This window comes from Pedobacter sp. GW822-FHT03F06, assembly GCF_058801365.1.
In genome coordinates, this window is record NZ_JBXANE010000002.1 from 174,220 (window position 1) to 192,642 (window position 18,423).

16 protein-coding genes are annotated in these 18,423 nt (G+C 38.8%); 7 read left to right on the top strand and 9 right to left on the bottom strand.

Translation table 11 applies throughout. The annotated features are described in order from the left end of the window. Positions 1-363: 363 nt before the first annotated feature. The 3 genes from AC1RJ8_RS03290 to AC1RJ8_RS03300 are packed head-to-tail and all read right to left on the bottom strand — an operon-like array spanning position 364 to position 5,919. Positions 364-918 (bottom strand): NUDIX domain-containing protein, encoded by a 555-nt coding sequence (locus AC1RJ8_RS03290; RefSeq protein WP_492952513.1) that lies wholly within the window; start codon positions 916-918, stop codon positions 364-366. Positions 919-946: 28 nt separating this feature from the next. After that, the gene (locus AC1RJ8_RS03295; protein WP_492952514.1) at positions 947-3,376 is read right to left on the bottom strand and encodes a TonB-dependent receptor; all 2,430 of its coding nucleotides are present in this window, start codon (positions 3,374-3,376) and stop codon (positions 947-949) included. Positions 3,377-3,432: 56 nt separating this feature from the next. Further along, positions 3,433-5,919 (bottom strand): TonB-dependent receptor, encoded by a 2,487-nt coding sequence (locus tag AC1RJ8_RS03300; protein WP_492952515.1) that lies wholly within the window; start codon positions 5,917-5,919, stop codon positions 3,433-3,435. A gap of 215 nt (positions 5,920-6,134) precedes the next feature. Between AC1RJ8_RS03300 and AC1RJ8_RS03305 the strand changes: the two genes are divergently transcribed. The 3 genes from AC1RJ8_RS03305 to AC1RJ8_RS03315 all read left to right on the top strand — a co-directional run bounded on the left by AC1RJ8_RS03305 (position 6,135) and on the right by AC1RJ8_RS03315 (position 8,285). Beyond that, positions 6,135-7,061 carry a 2-hydroxyacid dehydrogenase gene (locus AC1RJ8_RS03305; protein WP_492952516.1) on the top strand — a complete coding sequence of 309 codons (927 nt, stop codon included), beginning with the start codon at positions 6,135-6,137 and terminating at the stop codon, positions 7,059-7,061. 158 nt (positions 7,062-7,219) lie between these two features. Then, on the top strand, positions 7,220-7,678 hold the full coding sequence (locus tag AC1RJ8_RS03310; protein ID WP_492952517.1) for a hypothetical protein: 459 nt from the start codon (positions 7,220-7,222) through the stop codon (positions 7,676-7,678). A gap of 139 nt (positions 7,679-7,817) precedes the next feature. Beyond that, complete coding sequence (locus AC1RJ8_RS03315) at positions 7,818-8,285, top strand: OsmC family protein (RefSeq protein ID WP_086548810.1); 468 nt, start codon at positions 7,818-7,820, stop codon at positions 8,283-8,285. A gap of 59 nt (positions 8,286-8,344) precedes the next feature. Here the strand turns inward: AC1RJ8_RS03315 and AC1RJ8_RS03320 are convergent, their stop codons facing one another. Beyond that, positions 8,345-10,225 (bottom strand): M1 family metallopeptidase, encoded by a 1,881-nt coding sequence (locus tag AC1RJ8_RS03320; protein ID WP_492952518.1) that lies wholly within the window; start codon positions 10,223-10,225, stop codon positions 8,345-8,347. A 319-nt stretch (positions 10,226-10,544) separates the two neighbouring features. Here AC1RJ8_RS03320 and greA point away from each other — a divergent pair, with 319 nt between their 5' ends. Together greA and AC1RJ8_RS03330 are read left to right on the top strand one after the other, a co-directional pair. Next, positions 10,545-11,018: a transcription elongation factor GreA gene (greA, locus tag AC1RJ8_RS03325; protein WP_029276724.1), complete on the top strand. Its 474-nt coding sequence runs from the start codon at positions 10,545-10,547 to the stop codon at positions 11,016-11,018. 88 nt (positions 11,019-11,106) lie between these two features. After that, positions 11,107-11,505, top strand: a complete 399-nt coding sequence (locus AC1RJ8_RS03330; protein ID WP_492952519.1) for an HIT family protein — start codon at positions 11,107-11,109, stop codon at positions 11,503-11,505. 57 nt (positions 11,506-11,562) lie between these two features. Here AC1RJ8_RS03330 and AC1RJ8_RS03335 read toward each other — a convergent pair whose 3' ends face one another. Beyond that, positions 11,563-12,423: a hypothetical protein gene (locus tag AC1RJ8_RS03335; protein ID WP_492952520.1), complete on the bottom strand. Its 861-nt coding sequence runs from the start codon at positions 12,421-12,423 to the stop codon at positions 11,563-11,565. A 174-nt stretch (positions 12,424-12,597) separates the two neighbouring features. Here AC1RJ8_RS03335 and AC1RJ8_RS03340 point away from each other — a divergent pair, with 174 nt between their 5' ends. Next, positions 12,598-13,236, top strand: coding sequence for an RNA polymerase sigma factor (locus tag AC1RJ8_RS03340; protein ID WP_492952521.1), 639 nt, complete (start codon positions 12,598-12,600; stop codon positions 13,234-13,236). Continuing rightward, the gene (locus AC1RJ8_RS03345) at positions 13,233-14,429 is read left to right on the top strand and encodes a porin family protein (protein ID WP_492952522.1); all 1,197 of its coding nucleotides are present in this window, start codon (positions 13,233-13,235) and stop codon (positions 14,427-14,429) included. The genes AC1RJ8_RS03340 and AC1RJ8_RS03345 overlap by 4 nt, the downstream gene beginning before the upstream one ends. A 27-nt stretch (positions 14,430-14,456) precedes the next feature. Here the strand turns inward: AC1RJ8_RS03345 and AC1RJ8_RS03350 are convergent, their stop codons facing one another. The 4 genes from AC1RJ8_RS03350 to AC1RJ8_RS03365 all read right to left on the bottom strand — a co-directional run bounded on the left by AC1RJ8_RS03350 (position 14,457) and on the right by AC1RJ8_RS03365 (position 18,347). Continuing rightward, a complete protein-coding gene (locus AC1RJ8_RS03350) occupies positions 14,457-15,347 on the bottom strand; it encodes a pirin family protein (RefSeq protein WP_492952523.1) in 891 nt (296 codons plus the stop codon). A gap of 578 nt (positions 15,348-15,925) precedes the next feature. Beyond that, a complete protein-coding gene (locus AC1RJ8_RS03355) occupies positions 15,926-17,026 on the bottom strand; it encodes an NADH:flavin oxidoreductase (protein ID WP_492952524.1) in 1,101 nt (366 codons plus the stop codon). 12 nt (positions 17,027-17,038) lie between these two features. After that, positions 17,039-17,341, bottom strand: coding sequence for an ArsR/SmtB family transcription factor (locus tag AC1RJ8_RS03360; protein ID WP_492952525.1), 303 nt, complete (start codon positions 17,339-17,341; stop codon positions 17,039-17,041). A gap of 454 nt (positions 17,342-17,795) precedes the next feature. Continuing rightward, on the bottom strand, positions 17,796-18,347 hold the full coding sequence (locus tag AC1RJ8_RS03365) for a hypothetical protein (protein ID WP_492952526.1): 552 nt from the start codon (positions 18,345-18,347) through the stop codon (positions 17,796-17,798). Positions 18,348-18,423 lie beyond the last annotated feature (76 nt).

An 18,423-nucleotide genomic window follows, 5' to 3' on the forward strand; every position in this document is an offset into this window, starting at 1 on the left:
CCGCCGTTAAAAGAACTAATAAGCAATATTCATCTGAGACATTATAATTTTTTAGGATGATTTAATATTTAGGGATTACACTAGCAATTTAAAACAAATGACGCTATAGAACAAGTGCTGATGCAATATTTTGTAGTTATAAGGTAAATTTCATAGCAAACCGCTGTTAAAAGAACTAATAAGCAATATTCATCTGAGACATTATATTTTTTAGGATGTTTAATATTTGGGGATTGTTTTAGCATTTAACATAAATAATTTTAACATTTAATGGTGCAATGTCCCATTGGGACATATGCTGGGTAGAAAAAAATATGCAACATTTTTTTATGTTCCGTTAGGAACATTTGGTGGTTGCCACGGCTACAATTCGCCATTCAATATCATGAGCTTGGCTTTTAAGATCGCAGCTACGCTCATCGAATCGGTAATCTCTCCATTCAAAACCATTTGATACGCTTCATCAAAAGACAATTTTTTAACCACAAGTTCCTCTGTTTCTTCAGGCATGGCGATACCTTGGATGAGATCGGTAGCAATGTAAATAATGCTAAGTTCATCACACACGGAGTTAGAAAGGTGCATTCTTTGAATTTCTTTCCAGTTCCTGGCGCTCATACCCGTTTCTTCTAACAGTTCCCGTCTGGCGCTTTCTAATGGCGCTTCATGAAATGGCCCACCACCTTCCGGAATTTCCCAACTGTAGGCATTAATCGCATATCGGTATTGGCCAACCAACCAGGTATTATAATTTTCATCTAAAGGAAGGATTCCGATGGCGCGATTTTTAAAATGAACGGTACCATAAATCCCTTGTCCCCCGGATGGATTAATTACCTGATGTTCGGTTAAACGAATCCAGTTGTTATCGTATTTTACCTCGCTCTCTAGTGTTTTCCAAGGGTTGATCTCTTCCATGCTGCAAGATAAGCAATATGATTTTATCTTACTGTGGTTTTGCACGAGGCGGTGGCGGTGGAATTTTATTTACGGTAATCTTAGTGAAACGATAATTCAGGCTAAAAGTGAAATTCTGTGTGTTGTTGGTCGAATAATTCTCCAGTCTGAAATTCTGGCCTTCATTGTAAAAAGTATTGGTTCTGTTTCCTAAAATATCATTTATCGTTATGCGAAGGTTTAACCGGTTACCCAAAAAGACTTTCCTTGCCGAGAAATTAGAAGTCATAGAACCTTTGTTCCGGCCTTGTGCATTGGTATTGTTGGCATAGTTTAAGTTCGATTCGAAAGCCGTTTTTAGCGGTAACTGCATCGATAGGCCAATTGCTCCTCTAAAACTCAAACCATCACGGTTTAGCGAACTATTTAATTGCGATTTATAATTACTTTGGATCACACTGAAATTTCCATTGGCCGATATCTTATTGGTAGGGCGATAATTCCCGATTAGGATAAGCGATAAAGAATTATTGCTGCCCACATTATCGTAAGTACTTTCAGATCTGGCTGTATTGGAGCCAGGAATTAAGGTGACTGTGCGGTAACGTTCTATAACCCCCTGACTGGTTGAATAAGAGAGCCGTGGGTTAAATGACCATTTCTGACCAAAAGCCCCAAAGTTAATATCAAATTGATGGGTATAAGCTGGCGATAGATTAGGATTCCCGTAGGAGATATTCAATGTATCAACATTATTAATCTGTGGGTTCAAGGTATTTTCTCTTGGCCGGTTTACACGGATGCTATACGTAGCACCAATATTATACCGTTTTCGGTAAAACCGATTTAAGGATAGGTTAGGGAAAATACTGAGATAAGGTTTTACATTATAATTCTGCCCAGTGGATAAATCGAAGGCTACATCGGTAAGTTCGGCCCTAACTCCTGTTTTAACGCCCCAGCCAACCTTACGGTAGTTATAAGATGCATAGGCCGCAGCTATGTTTTCATTGTATAAAAACTGGTTCGATAATTTGTTATTACGCACAAACTGTTGCGTGGCAAAATTAAAATTCTCGATTAACAAGTCGTTATCGTTCTTTCTGTAGTTAAAAGCCAAGCCGGTTTCAATGCGGTCGCGTTTATTGAATATTGGTTTTTCGTAATCTAATGTTATGTTTAATCCCCTGTTTCCGGTGTTATTATTGTTTTGCTGTATAGTTGGGGCTAATGTGCTTGGCTGTGCATAAGTGGTGCTGTAATCCCTAAAATCGGTACTCTTGTTGGTATTGAAATTTAATCCTAAAGATATTTTACCACCGCTGGTATCGGTCTGAAGATCGTAATCGGCATTAAAAACAAAGTTATTGCTATTGCCTTTACCTGTATTATGCTGATTGCGAAGACGGTTTTCTATCCGTTCTTCACTTAAGTAATGAAGATCGGTTGTAGCATTTGAATTCGAATTATTGAGGTTGTAATTGGTTGATAGGCGTAAACTTTGTTTTGGATTAATGGTCCAGTCTAAACCCATTCTAAAATTCCCACCATTGTTATGGTTGCGATAAGCCCCATATTGGTCATAATAGAAAGTTGTGTCAGGGAAAAAGTTTTCGCGGAAATTGTGGCTGTTACCCTTCCCAACATTATAACGATAAGCTGCGCTTCCATTTATAGCATAAGATTTTCCGCGGTAAGATGCATTTGCGTTAGTATTACCGTTGCCCTGCAATCCGCTCGAAACACCTACATTACCGTTAAAGCCAACCTTAAAGCCTTTTTTCATTACAATGTTGATGATGCCTTCCCCATCCCCGCTATATTTAGATGGTGGATTAGTGAGGACTTCTATCTTATCAATGGCATCAGAAGGAAGTACATTTAGCAGGTCGGCGATATTTGAGGTCATATAGTCTGAGGGCTTACCATCAATAAAAATCCTGGTATTTCTCTTTCCTGCGATGGTAGCATTGCCATCAATATCTACCTGCACCATCGGTACGTTTTTTAATACATCTGTTGCGGTACTACCTTCGGCTAATAGCGTTGAGCCAACATTATAAGTAACACCATCAGCTCCAAATTCGATAGGTGGTTTTTGGACGGTAATGGTTACTTCCTGCAAAGAATTTTGCTCGGAGGTTAGCTTCAATGCGCCAAGGTTTTTATCGAAATCTTTTTCTGTAATGGCTATTCCATTTACTTTTAATGAGGCATAACCAACAAAACTTACCCTAATGCTATAATTTCCTGTTTTTAGATTTTTAACGCTAAAATGGCCATCCTCATCTGTAGCAGATGTAACTATAGGTTGTTCAGATCCATCGATATAAACAGATATTACGGCCGATGGGATAGATAATCCACCAACTTCTTCAACCACTTTTCCGCTGATTACACCTTTCTCTACAGCAAGCGCAGCAAAGGCGTTGAGTAAAATCAATAGGGTAAAGCAAAGCTTAGGTAAAAGTTTTTCCAATAGCTGATTAGTTAAAAAAAGGTGCTTAGAAATATTTTTCTAAGCACCTTCGGTTATTAAAATGATCCCTCATCAGGACGGTTGTCCTGCTGATCGTCTTTCTTCTTTTTTGCTCCCGTAAATGTTGATTTTCCAAACCGGTAAGAGAACGTTAAGTTACCCATTGTCCCCTGCATTTGTCGTTCAAAATCAACAATTGTTGCTTTATCTTCGGTGGTCATGCTCCATCTTCTGGTGTTAAATACATCTCTAACATTGAAACTTAAAGATGCTTTTTTATTCGGGAAATCGTATTTGGCTCCACCGTCGATTCCGTACATGGCATTACGTTTCCCCTGTGCCATCACTTCCGGTGCTCTGTAATCGCCGCGTACCTGTAGCGATACATTTTTTGCAACAGTTAAATTTCCGGTTAGGTTGGCGTTCCAGCTAAATCCACTGCTCGATGCAATATCAAACCTCGCATCTCCGGCAAACTTAGCTTGATATAAGTTTACGTTGGTGGTAAAATTTAAAGCTTTAATCAGATCGAAACGACCAATTAACTCTAAACCACTATTGATTTGGTTTGTTAAATTTTGAGGGGTTGAAGTAATGATTCCATTAACTGGCGTACTTCTTACCCGTTGAATTACATCATTGGTTTGGCGGAAATACAAACTCGAAGTTAAGGTTACTTTTTTCCAGTATTTACTGTAGCCCAATTCGAAAGAATGTACATCCTCTGGCAATAAATTCGGGTTACCACCTCTATAGTTTAAAGGATCCGAAACATCCAGAAATGGATTGGTATCCCAAGGGCGAGGGCGATTTACACGGCGTGTATAACTCAATTGAAGCTGGTTGTCGCCTTTAAATTTTTGCGTTAAGAAAACACTGGGATAAATCCTTTTGTAGTGGATATTTCCTTCTGCTGTAGTTAACACATTGTTTGTATAGCCTTCTAAATGTGTGTCTAAACGCGCATCTTCCCCTCTTAAGCCAATTTGATAACCAAAATCTTTAATCTGGTTCTGGTAATTGAAATAAAGTGCGTGCACCTGATCTTTACTATCGAAACCGTTAATTAACTTATTATTACTGACATAAATATTCGTATTGGTAGGAATCGAATCTGCGTATTGATCGTTGTTTCCTAAGCGGATCTGGCTACGGTAACCAACTTCAATTTTACCCGCTTTACCAACAGGTAGTGCATAATCAGTCTGAATATTGTAATTGGTATTGTTACCGGTATTAAATACACGCTGTAAACTTAAAGTTTCATCAATCGGCACACCATTTCGGTTAGTGGTATTGGTACTGTACGTTTGATCGTTATTGTTTGTACCATACGAATAACCAAAGTTGAAGGTTAACTCTTCTTTCGGTTTTTTAAACTTCTGTACATAATCTAAATTCAGGTCATAACTTTTTCCATAACCGTCATTATTATTGGTTCTGTTGCTTAATAAGACAGGTGACTGGTTTGCACTTAATTGTCTAATATCAAGCAGCTCGTTACGTTCATTTTCTCTTGAGTTAAAACCACCCGATAAGCTGATTACGCTTTTTGGTGCCAAATAATAATCTAAACCAGCTTTAGCATTGTGTCCTCTGTCTAAAGAATTAGAAACTGTATTCTGATTTGCGAAAGCTGTTGAACTGCTTGGTGTTTTGTAGGTAATATCCTGGAAACCGCCACCCAAACGGTTACCATATCGATAGCCATAGTTCCCATAAAGATTTACTTTGCTATTCTGAAAACTTAAATTAGTGTTGGCATTATAGTTATCACGGTTACCTGCAGTTAGTGCAACTGAACCGTTAAAGCCAAGTTTCGTATTTTTTTTCAGTACAATGTTGATGATACCTGATTGACCTTCTGCATCATATTTAGCCGATGGGTTAGTAATTACCTCAACACTTTCGATAGAGCTTGCAGGGATCGACTGGAGGATCTGCGCTACATTACCGCCGGCAATTAAAGATGGTTTTCCATCAATTAACACTTTAACACCTGTAGAGCCACGTAAGCTCACATTGCCATCCATATCGGTAGAAACAGAAGGAACATTCTGTAATAAATCGCCTGCTGAACCGCCCTCGCTGATTACGCTCTGATCTACAGCGAAAATCTTTTTGTCGATACCCATTTGCATGCCTTGTTTTTGGCCTGTTACGGTAATTTCGCTCAGCACATTTCCTTTTGAAGGATTCATTTTAATCTCGCCAAAGTTTAAGGCTCCAGTTGCCGCGGTAATGGCCACATTGTCTCTAACCATGGTTTGGTAGCCAACAAAACTTATTTTGAAGGTGAAAGTTCCGGTAGGGATATCGGCCATTACAAAAGCACCATTTACATCGGTTTGCACAATTTTTGCGTTTTTGGCCGTAGCCTTATCAATTAAAATTGCGGTAGCGAACGGAATGGTTTCTTGTGTTTTTGCATCTTTAAGTATTCCGGTAATTTTTGCCTTTCCACTTGTTTGCGCAAAAAGGCTAAATGATAAGCTTAAAAGTAAAAGGGTAATCTGTATTGTTCTTGATTGTAAAAGTCTCATTAAAAATAAAATTTCGTGTTTTTTATAAAGGGAGACAAAGTAACGGCAACTAAGTTTAATTAAGGAGCCGTAACTATTTTATTACAGCCATTTTATAGTAATATTTTTGTGGGTAATGCACAGTTTACAGTTAACAATTTGCGGTTTTCAGTTTTACGGAAACAATAAAAGAATATTACAATTGAACAATCTGCAAAATGTTACTTTTGTTTATTATGAATAGGATATTAATTGTTGATGATTTGCACCCTGCATTTAAAGAGCAGGCCATTGCTATGGGTTACCAGGTTGATGATGAACCGCAGATTACCCGCCAACAAACATTAGATAAAATAAAAGATTATACAGGTATTGCTGTTCGGACGAAATTTAGAATCGATGCTGAGCTCTTTGCTACTGCGCCGAATTTAAAATTTGTGGCCAGGGCAGGGGCAGGGTTGGATAACATAGACGATAAAATTGCCTTCGAAAGAAATATCGAACTGATTAATGCACCTGAAGGCAATTGTGATGCCGTTGGCGAACATGCTACGGGTCTGCTTTTATCATTGATGAACAACTTCCGCAGGGCCGATATGGAGATTAGAAACGGGGTGTGGGATAGAGAAGGTAACCGTGGTTACGAATTGAAAGGCAAAAAGGTGGGGATTATTGGTTATGGCTTTATGGGACAAAGTTTTGCTAAGAAACTGGCGGGTTTTGAGGTTGATGTAATGGCTTATGATAAATATAAAACCGGATTTTCTGATGCATTTGCCCGCGAGGTAAGTATGGAAGAAATTGTGAAACACAGTGATGTGCTGAGCTTACATATTCCCCTAACAGCCGAAACCAAACAGATGGTTGATGACGAGTATTTCTTCCATTTTAAAAAGCCCATTTTCTTCATCAATACAGCAAGGGGTGAAGTTGTTGACACACAGGCGGTGCTAAATGCGATTAAAAGCGGAAAGATTTTAGGTGCTGGACTGGATGTGCTGCAAACAGAAAAATTCCCGGCATTGGGCGAGCAGGTTTGGTACGATGAACTTAAAAATAACGACAAAGTGATTCTAACGCCACATGTTGGTGGCTGGACATTCGATTCTTACCGTAAAATTTCGGAGGTTTTGGCTGAGAAGTTAAGTGGGCTTAGTTTTTAATTTAAAGCAGGCTGTATCATAAATATAGAATTGTCATCCTGAGCCTGTCGAAGGACCTGTTTAAATTCCTCGCTAAGCGTTTCGACAAGCTCAACGTGACAAGTTCGAATGATATCACAACTTATGATGCAGGCTCCCGGCGCTAAAATTAATATTTTATGACGCATACAGCTATTCAATCCAAAGGTTATATTAAAAATGTCGATTTCGAATATGTTGAAACATACTCTTTTCAACAGCAGGCCTACTATTCGGATGCCACTAGAAATACTGTGGCAATATCTTGGTATGATAACCGCATAACTGATCTGAATGGTAACCTTGATAGCTCTTCGGAAAAGATTAGTTCCTTCCTGCGTAATAGTCAGGATATGATTAAATTAAATCACATTTTAGAAACCGAGGTTGCAAACTTACCTTCTTGGATGTGTCTACCTATTTACAGGGATGCAATCATATTTTATAGTAAGAGTGGAGAAATTGTTTCTGCGCTTAATGTATGTTTCGAATGCTCATACATGGAGGATGATAAAGGGATTAATATTAATGCAGACGAATCTACTTACGGCTTGCTAAAGTCATTCTTAATCTCAAAAGGGCATAAAATTAGGACATAATTTTTTCTAAAATATTTCTTGCGTTAAAATTGTTTCTTGAGATTAAGATATTTAAACATTCTTAGTCAAAAGGGTTGAAAAGTAGATTAATCCTGATAATATTTTCTTAAATTGGCTATACAATCTAACCAATTTTATCATGCCGAAAGATCATTTATATTCAACTACAGTTACTTGGACGGGCAATAAAGGCTCGGGTACAATGGATTATCGTTCGTACGATCGCGATTATGTAATTTCAGTAAAAGGCAAAGCCGATATTTCTGGATCGTCTGATTCTGCTTTTCTGGGCGATAAATCTAAATATAATCCCGAAGACCTGTTATTGGCTTCCATATCCAGTTGCCATATGCTCTGGTATTTACATTTATGCTCTAAAAACGAGATCGTGGTAATCGATTATAAAGATGAGGCAGTAGGTACCATGGAAGAATCGGCTGATGGAAGTGGCCGTTTTAGAGAGGTTACCCTGCATCCGCAGGTTTTAATTGCTGATAAAGCACATTACGAACTTGCAGCTTCGCTGCATCATGAAGCAAATAAAATGTGTTTTATTGCCAATTCATTAAATTTTCCAGTAAAACACGAGCCGGTTCTCAGTTATTAGTTAACAATTTTCAGTTGGTAGTCATATCGAACTGCCAACTGAAAATTGCGAACTGTAAACTATTTAGCTGACCAAACATTATCCGCTGGCGTAGCATCTACATAAATGCCATTATCTAAACCAATTGACTTTACTTTTTTAGTAGTGTTAAGCACTATGTTCACCTCTTTTTGATTCGTTTTCCAAACTGCAGGTGTTTTGTGGATGGTGTCTGCTTTTCCATCGGTATAAGTAACCACCACATTAAATGGAATGGCAAAACCACCTACATTTTTAATGGTTACCGTCGATTTTCCTTTTGCTGGTGTAACCTTGGTAATGGCTAAATCAAGATAGTTGTTGGTGAAATACCAGTTCTGGAAAAACCAGTTTAAATTTTGTCCAGATCCTGCATTCATCGAGTTAAAATAATCCCATGGAATAGGGTGTTTGCCATTCCAGTTGCCCATATAGGTATGAAGTGCTTTTTTAAATAAGTCATCTCCTAACATATCTTTAAGCGCCAAATAAGATAAGGAAGCCTTTCCGTAAGAGTTATTCCCATACCCCGAACCCGAAACCTGATCAGACATCGAAATTACGGGCTGATCTTCTTCTGTCGATTTATCATTGATATATTTATTTACCCTAAAGTTTTTGTAAAACTTATCAGCTGCCTCTTTGCCGTGTTCTGCAATGCCAATTAAATATTCGAATGTTGTGGCCCAGCCTTCATCCATATAAGCATAACGGGTTTCGTTAATGCCCATATAAAAAGGGAAGTAAGTATGTGCTACTTCGTGATCCTGGACCAATTGTGCAAAAACAGGATCGCCAAACTGAGAATCGTTAACCATCATCGGATATTCCATATCGGCAAAGCCTTGAAAAGCAATGGTTTTGGCATAAGGATAGGGGATTCCTGGCCAATTGTTCGAGAACCAATCTAAAGCATTAAGGTTGTATTTAACCGAATTGATAAAATCTGTTCCGGTAGTTGGGTTGTAGGCAGCCTGGGCACTTGCGCGGCGATTGGTTTTTTTATCTACAATTACGCTTGCGCCATCCCAAACATAATGGTTGCTCAGTGCAAAAGTAACATCTGTAATGTGCTTTACGGCAAATTTCCAGGTGTTCCAGTCTTTTTGCTGGGTTACTTTGCCATCTTTCATTTCCTGCTCAGTCGCAATATGGATGAGCTCATCACCGTTATATGATTTTTTTAAACGTGCAGAAATTTCTGGTTGTAACACTTCATCTGGATTCAGGAAATCGCCGGTTGCATAAACCACATAGTTTTTAGGCGCTCTGATTGCGAATTCGTAATCATTAAAGTCGTTGTAAAACTCGGCTCTATCAGTGTGTGGAATGCGGTCCCAACCGTTATAATCATCAAATACAGAGATGCGAGGATAACTGTAGGCCACAAAAAAAGAGTTTGGATCAATCTGTCCCTCACGACCGCTTTCTTTTGATAATGGGTAATCCCACTCTATTTTAACCGCAATTTTCGATTTTGGTAGCAAGGGTTTGTTCAGTTTTACATTACCAACGGTTCCCCAGTTTTTGCTATCTACTTTATACGTTTCGCCATCAACAGAGAAAGAACTGATATTTAAGCCTGTGCTCAAAAAATCTTCGCTTACCGCACCACCTCTCGGGGAGGTTGGTTTGTGCAGGTTGTTTACAAAGCGAATGGCTAAAGTTTTTAAAGTATCAGTGCTGTTGTTGCTGTACAAAATTTCTTCTTTACCGCTCACTACTTTGGTTTCGGCATCAACCTTAATGTCCATGTTATATTTACCATGGTTTTGCCAATAATTAGCTCCTGGCTTTCCACTCATTGAACGGGTGCCCTTAGCATATGCTGCTTTTATGTTCCTGGGCATATAAAGTTCCTGGGCAGAAACAGTATAACCACCCAAACAAATGAGTAGGGCAATAGATAATAACTTTTTCATTTATGAATAATTTTAGCTAAAAATAGAACTAATGATTGAATTTTGGATAAGTGTATAAATGAATGTTACCATTGCGGTGATTCCTGCATATAATTATAATAAGGAACGAATATGTTTATCTTTATTTTAAGGGTTAATTAATGCTTCAAGTTGACCTTGAGCGTCATAAAAGGTTAAAATATTGGTCACTTCTTAATTTTTTATTTGCTTTTGTAATTTCCACATTTTATCTTCGTTATAATTGAAGCAAGACTATGTAGCAAACCAACTATATAGTCTTGTTTGTTTTTTATAGCGTTTGAATAAAATTAATAGAGCAATGACAGAGGTAACATACTACACCCAAGAGGGGTTAGATAAATTAAAAGAGGAAGTTCATTATTTAACAACCACCGGTCGTCAGCTAATATCTAAAGCAATTGCAGAGGCAAGAGATAAAGGTGATTTATCGGAGAATGCAGAATACGATGCTGCTAAAGAAGCGCAAGGTTTGCATGAAGCAAAAATTTCAAAATTAAAGAATACGTTGGCAAACGCACGTTTAATTGATGAGTCTAAATTAGATCTATCGAAAGTACTTGCTTTATCGATTGTTAAAATAAAGAATGTTAAAAACGGTGCTACAATGACTTACCAGTTGGTAGCCGAGACAGAAGCAGATTTAAAGACAGGAAAAATTTCTGTTAAATCGCCAATTGCACAAGGCTTGTTAGGTAAATCGGTAGGCGAATTCGCCGAAATCGAGGTGCCGGCAGGTAAAATGCAGTTCGAAGTTTTAGAGATATCGAGATAAGGTAGAAGGCGGAGGGTTTAAGGCTTAAGGTCTGTTCTCCGCTACAAAGCCCTAAACCTTACACCCTACACCTTTAACCTTCTACCTTATGACTATCTTTTCAAAAATTGTTGCTGGCGAAATCAGTGCACATGTTGTTGCTGAAACCGTAGAATATTTAGCGTTTTTAGATGTTCAGCCTTTAACGGCAGGGCATGTTTTGGTTATTCCGAAAATTGAAACCGATTATATCTTCGATATGGAGGAAGATCTGTATGTTGGCCTTTGGATGTTTGCCAAAATTGTAGCGAAAGGTGTAAAAATAGCTTTCCCTTGCAAAAAAGTAGGCGTTTCGGTTATTGGCCTGGAAGTTCCGCATGCACATATTCATTTAATTCCGATGAATAATGTGAGCGATATGAATTTTAGCAAAGAAAAATTGAAACCAACCAATGAAGAATTAGCTGAGGCAGCTGAAAAAATTAAACAAGCCTTACTAGAAGTATAAAAAAGGCCGGCTGTGAAAACATCAGCCGACCATTCTACCCGCCTAACCCAAATATTTTTATGGCGCTGGAGCAACTGTAGCATTTAGCTGTAATACCGGCCAAGTTAAACCTGGCCCTTTTCCGATTACGATGCCCAGGTTATCGCCTCTTTTTACATCTGATATCCAGTAATATAAAGGCCATCCCTTATAGGTTAATTGTTTTTTGTTAATGGTGGCTACGGTAATTACTGCAACATCAGTTTTTGTAACAGCCGAAGGCACACTAAGCACTTCAGATTCGTACACCGGCCAAATACCTTCTTGTGTAGCGCCCTTGGTATATGTATTTACACCATTTTTATCTGGCGCAAAAGCATACAAAGTACGTCCTTTGCTATCGGTTAAGTAAATGGTTTTGCCATCACCAACAGCATAGGTGCTGGTATAATTGATATTGTTCGCAGTTAGTTGTGCATTGGCCAACATCAATGAATAATCGGGTTTAGCCACAAACCATATTCCACCAACACCATCGCCCTTAATATCTCCTTTTGCAACGTCGCTAGCAAAGTAATAAAGTGGATAACCCCGGTAAGTGCTTTGTTTACGGCCATCAGCACGGGTAACCTCCCCAACTTCTGCTTTGTTCAGGTTTAAATCAGTACTGGCATCGGCTGAGAAGTAAAGTGGCCAAGTGGTTTCGCAACCGCCGGTGCAGGTTGGCGTACCTGCGGCATCAGATGCAAAAAAGTATAAAGTTTTACCGTCTTTATCAGTTAATACCGTCCCGAACTTGGCATCTGTTGCCAATTGAATCCCCTTTTTGTTAGATTCAGGCGGAGTTGTAGGTTCGTCCGAACTACTTTTTTTACAGGCACTAAATACCAAGGCTATATACAATACAGCCAATAGGTTTCTTTTTAAGTAGATTAGCATAAAATTTTTGTTTTTAGTTTTAACTTTAATCATTAATATGCTGCTATTACGCCGTCAGGTTGTAAATGGTTGCTTGTTGAAAAGAGAATTTTAGTATAACCGAACGAATGATAATTATTTTAAAGAAAATGCTTTTTTGAGGCAACCTTTTGTAATTTCTTGCCGTAATGTATTTTGAAAGGAGAACCTGTGACCGCTAGCCGCGATAGTGAAGATATTATACAAAAGTATATTCAAGGGTGCATTAGAAATGAAAGGGATAGTCAAAAAGCGCTATACAAACATTTCTATACCTTTGCTATGGGTATTTGTTTGCGTTATGCAAACGATCGGTTGGATGCTGCAGGAATACTGAATGATGGTTTTTTTAAAGCCTTTAAGAACATAACTAAATATGAGCCCAGCAAGGCTTTTTTACCCTGGCTTGGTCGTATCATAACCAATACAGCTATCGATTATTATCGTGCTAATCTAAAATTTGCTGATCACGTAGATATTCTGGATCATGAAAATATAGCGCAGGTAAGTTCTGTCTATGATAAGTTGGCTTACCACGATTTACTGGCACTGGTGCAAAAGCTGAGCGCGGGTTACCGTACCGTTTTTAACCTTTTTGCCATAGATGGATATACGCATGAAGAAATTGCCGAAATGCTTGGGATATCGGTAGGTACATCAAAGTCTAACCTGTTTAAGGCAAGGCAAAAATTACAGGAAATGTTAAAAGCTACGGAGACGAAAACTTACCAGGTAAGGAATTCGGAAGTAGACAGGAACCTTTTACAGGTGAGGTTAAACACAAATATGCAATGAAAGAGGGAAAAGATATAGATAAATTATTTAAGGATGGATTGGAAAATCCCGACCTTCCTTTTAATGATTTAGATTGGGATAATCTGGAGGAGAGATTGCATCCAGCACCAAAAAGACGGGTAGTGCCGCTAATTTGGTTAACTGCTGTAGCTGGGATAGCCGCAATGTTGCTGGTGGTGTTTTTATTGGTTAAGCCGAATGATAATCTGCCTAAAAACAATTCACTGGTAAAAACGGATACAAATACGAACAAAAAAGAAAACAATAAAGCTTTAGATAATACATCAGATTTAATCGAAACACCGCCAGCGAACAACGCTTCCACAGCGAATAATGAAGGGCGTTTATTGACTGGAAATAAGGAAAGTATTAAAGCTACAAATGAGCCTAAAGTAAATAATGCCGGTACGGCTAATGCACATTTTCCTAAAGTTTTGGATACTGGTCATATTATTAGTCACAACCTTTTAGCCAATGTGTTGTCTACTGCGCAATTAAGTACGGAAAGTAAACCTGTAGCATTTGAAAAACAAACTCTTTTTGCTACCGTAGCCCACAAAAAATCGGAGAAAATGCAACCACAGGTTTTTAAGAAAAGGCCAAGGCTTGTTTTAAGTATCCAGGCTGCGCCAGATTTAACCAGTGTGCAGAAATCAGGCAAAAGTAGTTTAAGTGGCGGTTTTGGGGTAGAAGCTACGCTTTTCTTAACCAAGAAATTGAGTGTTACAACCGGGGCAGCCTACGCTAAGAAAATCTACGACTCAGATTTTAGCCAATACAAGCCTAACAGCAATTATGTTTTTAAGGTAAGCCCAGCAAATATTCACGCCAATTGCGATGTAATTGATATTCCAATTAATGTGAACTATAAGGTTTTTGACGGGCGTAGAAATTCGATTTCAGTAAGTACAGGTTTATCCAGTTATTTAATGTTGAAAGAGAAATACAACTATTCTTATAATGGAGCTTATCAAGGTCCTCAAAGTTACGAAGTCAGGAACGAGAATCAGCATTATTTAGGTATAGCAAATGTTGGTGTAGAGTTTCAGCACAAGATAAATAATAATTTAAGCATCAGCGCTAAACCATTTATGAAAATTCCTTTAACAGATATTGGCTATGGAAACTCTAAACTATCATCAACAGGTGTGGCGGTTTCGGTAAATATGAATTTGTTCAGGAAAGGAAATTAAGTTTTCTAATCTTAATTGATCCAGGGATTACTTTTTGCTGAGCGGATGCTGGTCAGGTAAAGGCACAAACCCTGTTTCACCGGGAACGGGTTTAAAGCTTTGTTCCAGCCATTTAGTTTTGGCCTTTTCAATCAGTTCCTTGTCAGATGCAACAAAGTTCCAGTAAATAAAACGTTCTTCAGGAAAGGGGTCGCCTCCGAAAATATAAACGGTGGTGTTTTCGTGCATGGTAAATTCGCACAGTTTGGCGTCGTTGGCGATTAAAATTAAACGCGGCTCAAAAATATTCCCTTCGCTTTCAATTGCACCCTCTAAAATATAAAGTGCACTTTCCCCAAAAAGGTAATCGCCAATATTTAGCTTTTGCTGCTTCGTACTTTTCAATTCTAAAAAATACAAGGGACTATATACGGGAACTGGAGATTTATAACCAAAAGCTTCTCCTGCAATTAATTTAAAACTTACGCCATCTTCTGTCCAGCTTGGAATGTCTGCCCCTTCTACATGGCAAAACTCAGGGTCCATTTGTTCCAAATCTTTAGGTAAAGCTACCCAGATTTGTAAGCCATGAAGCATTTTATCGGTATGGCGAAGGTATTCAGGAGTTCTTTCCGAATGTACAATGCCACTGCCTGAGGTCATCCAGTTTACCTGTCCGGGTTTAATTACAATATCCGAACCCAAACTGTCTTTATGTGTAATTTCACCTTCAAATAAAAAAGTTAAGGTAGATAAACCGATATGTGGATGAGGTGGAACGTCGAGATTTTCATGATCGCTCATTGCGGCAGGCCCCATGTGGTCTATAAAAGAAAAAGGGCCAACCATACGTTTCTCTCTGAAAGGCAGCAACCTGCCAACCATAAAATTGCCAATATTTGCAGGTCTTTCTTCGATAATGAGTTTAATGTTCGACATGGTACAATCAGTTTTTTGATGACGTGAATTTAAGGAAAAAGGGCGGGATTTAAATTGAAATTCTATTCGTCACGTTATTTCGAGCGAAGTGCAACGGAGTCGAGAAATCTGTCTCAATGGATCTCTTCACTTCGCTTCAGTCGAGATGACGAAAACCTCATTATCAAGAAAAGGCCCTGTTTTGTTTTTGGAAAGCAGTTGCAGAAGCTTTTGGGTTGTTGTCGTCCCGCTCCCGCTTCTGCCAATTTGAAGGAAATCGGCATCTCGCTTTGACTGGCAGCGTTATCCTGATTTTTTCGTGCAGTCAGATGTTACCATCTGACTGATTAAGAGTGATATTTCGAAATAAGGATTCGCTAAGAAATTTAATTATGCTGGTATGTGCGTCAGATGGTAACATTTGGCGGCACATGAACAGGCATTACTTTTCTTAATTTACCCAAGAATTTTTTAGTGCCTTCTTTTAAAATTATATAGTTCTCCAATAGACGTCAGATGGTAACATCTGACATCACAAGAAATAAAAAAGCATCCCTTTCGAGATGCTTTTCCAAACTTAAAAAGAAAAAATAGGATTTTTATACCAATTCCATTAAAGCTTCTTTGCTAAAGCCTTTCAGTTCTTCGGTAAGGTTGTTTTTAATTTTCTCTACCCAGTTCGGGTCTGCTAAAAGCGGACGGCCAACAGCTACTAAATCGAAGTCGCCGCGGTCCATTCTGCGTACCAGCTCATCTAATGAGCTAGGTTGTGAACTTTGGCCTGCGAAAGCACCAAAAAAATCGCCATCCAAACCAACCGAGCCCACTGAGATTGTAGCTTTTCCGGTTACTTTTTTAGCCCAACCTGCAAAATTTAAGTCAGAACCTTCAAATTCAGGCTCCCAGAATCGGCGTTGCGAACAATGAAAAATATCAATTCCGGCTTCGGCCAGTGGCGTTAACCACTGTTCCATTTCCTGCTCGTTTTTAGCCAGTTTAAAATCGTAGGCAGCAGGTTTAAATTGTGATAAACGGATAATCAGTGCAAAATCTTCGCCAACCCTTTTACGTACTTCTTTAATGACTTCAACACCAAAGCGGGTACGTTCAGCTAAGGTTTTACCGCCATAAATATCGGTACGGTTGTTTGTAGCATCCCAAAAAAACTGATCGATCAGGTATTGGTGTGCACCATGTATTTCAACAGTATCAAAACCCAGCGCTTTGGCATCTGCTGCCGCCTGGCCAAAAGCCGCAATGGTATCTGCAATGGCTGCATCAGTCATCGGTACGCCGTTTTCGAAACCTGGTTTGTTCAGGCTTGATGGACCTTCAAAAGGCGCACTTGGTAACCAGCCTGATGCGTGGTTATCCATGATGCCTTGATGCCAGATCTGCGGACCCATTTTACCACCGGCCTGGTGCACACTTTTAATTACGTTCTCCCAACCTGCCAAAGCTTCGGTACCGTAAAAATGTGGAATGTTAGGATCGGCAGAAGAAGATGGACGGTTAATTACGGTTCCTTCTGATAAAATTAAACCCACTTCACCAGCTGCTCTTTTTGCGTAATAGCTGGCAACATCGGCTGTTGGCACGCCACCTGGAGAAAATGACCGCGTCATTGGAGCCATTACTATTCTGTTTTTGATATTTAATGTTTTAAGGCTAAACGGCCTGAATAAACTATCTGTGTTCATATGTTTCTAAAATTATAATTCGGTATTGATGATTTTGCTTAATTTTTCTAAGCCTTCTTTATTGCGTTTGTAATAAGTCCATTGGCCTAAACGCGTTGAACTGATTAAATCGGCGCGCTGTAAAATAGAGAGGTATTCGGAAATGGTACTTTGTGATAAACCACTTTTAAGCTGAATCTGCCCAACGCAAACCCCTACATTTTCAAAATCGGCATTGGGCTGTTCAGGAAAATGTAGCTCAGGCGCTTTTAACCAGCCTAAAATCTGTAAACGTGTTTTGTTCGAAAGGGCTTTGAATATTTCTACCTGATCCATGGTACAAATGTATATCGACTTTTCCCGATATGCCAATTAAAAGGATAAAGTTTACAATTGGATGTAAAACTGGGAGATGGGTAAAAATGAATTAAGGTACAAGCTGAAAGATTCTTTGTTACATATTACATAGTTGCGTCATCTCGACTGGAGTGCAATCCCGAACTTTCGGGAGAGAGATCTTTGAAGCAAATTATTTAAGTGAAATTTAAAAGATTTCTCCACTGCGGTCGAAATGACGATCTGGTGAGAATTTCGGAGTCGTTATTTGTGAACGACTAATTCTAAGATTCTTCGCTTTGCTCAGAATGACAAAGATATATGCAAGGGCAAAAAACTGCCAAAAAAGAACGGGGATAAATCATACCGACCTATCCCCGTCATCTAAATTAACGCTCTCATATATATAAACAACCAAAAAGGTGATTTATTATATTTGATGTAAAATATTTTTTTATTTTTTTGCTGCCGGCTTTTTTGTTGCTGCTTTTGCTTTCTTTTCAGCTACTGGAGCCTCTTCAATCGCTTCCGCTTTTTTCTTCGCAGGCGCTTTGGTTTTTTTTACTTCTACAGTCGGTTCTTCAATTGCTTCAGCTTTCTTTTTAGCAGGTGCTTTTGCTTTTTTAACCTCGGCAGGCAATTCTTCCACTACAGCTTCTTTCTTCTTAGCTGGAGCCTTCGCTTTTTTAACTTCGGTAACCGGTGCTTCAACAACAGGTTCTTCTTTAACCGCTACTGCTTTCGGAGCATGGTCTTGTTGTAGATAGTTGGCCAGGATCTGCCGCAAATATACCTCTGGTTTCGGCATATTGATGATAGTTCCGGGTTCTTTATCCTGAGATTGTTTAATGTAAGCCGATTTAATTTTGCCCCAATCTTTAGAGTAAAGTCTGATAAACATCTCTACAAATTGTTCGTCTGTATATTTTTTAGGCAACCTACCCAGCACTGCCTGAATTTTTTCTTCTTTTTTATGTAATACCGCCATCGATTTTATTTTGTACAAAGATAGCCGAATTTTATCATTATCAGTTTTTTGCTTTTTTTGGCAAAATGGATGGCCTGGCAGATCAAATTTATCG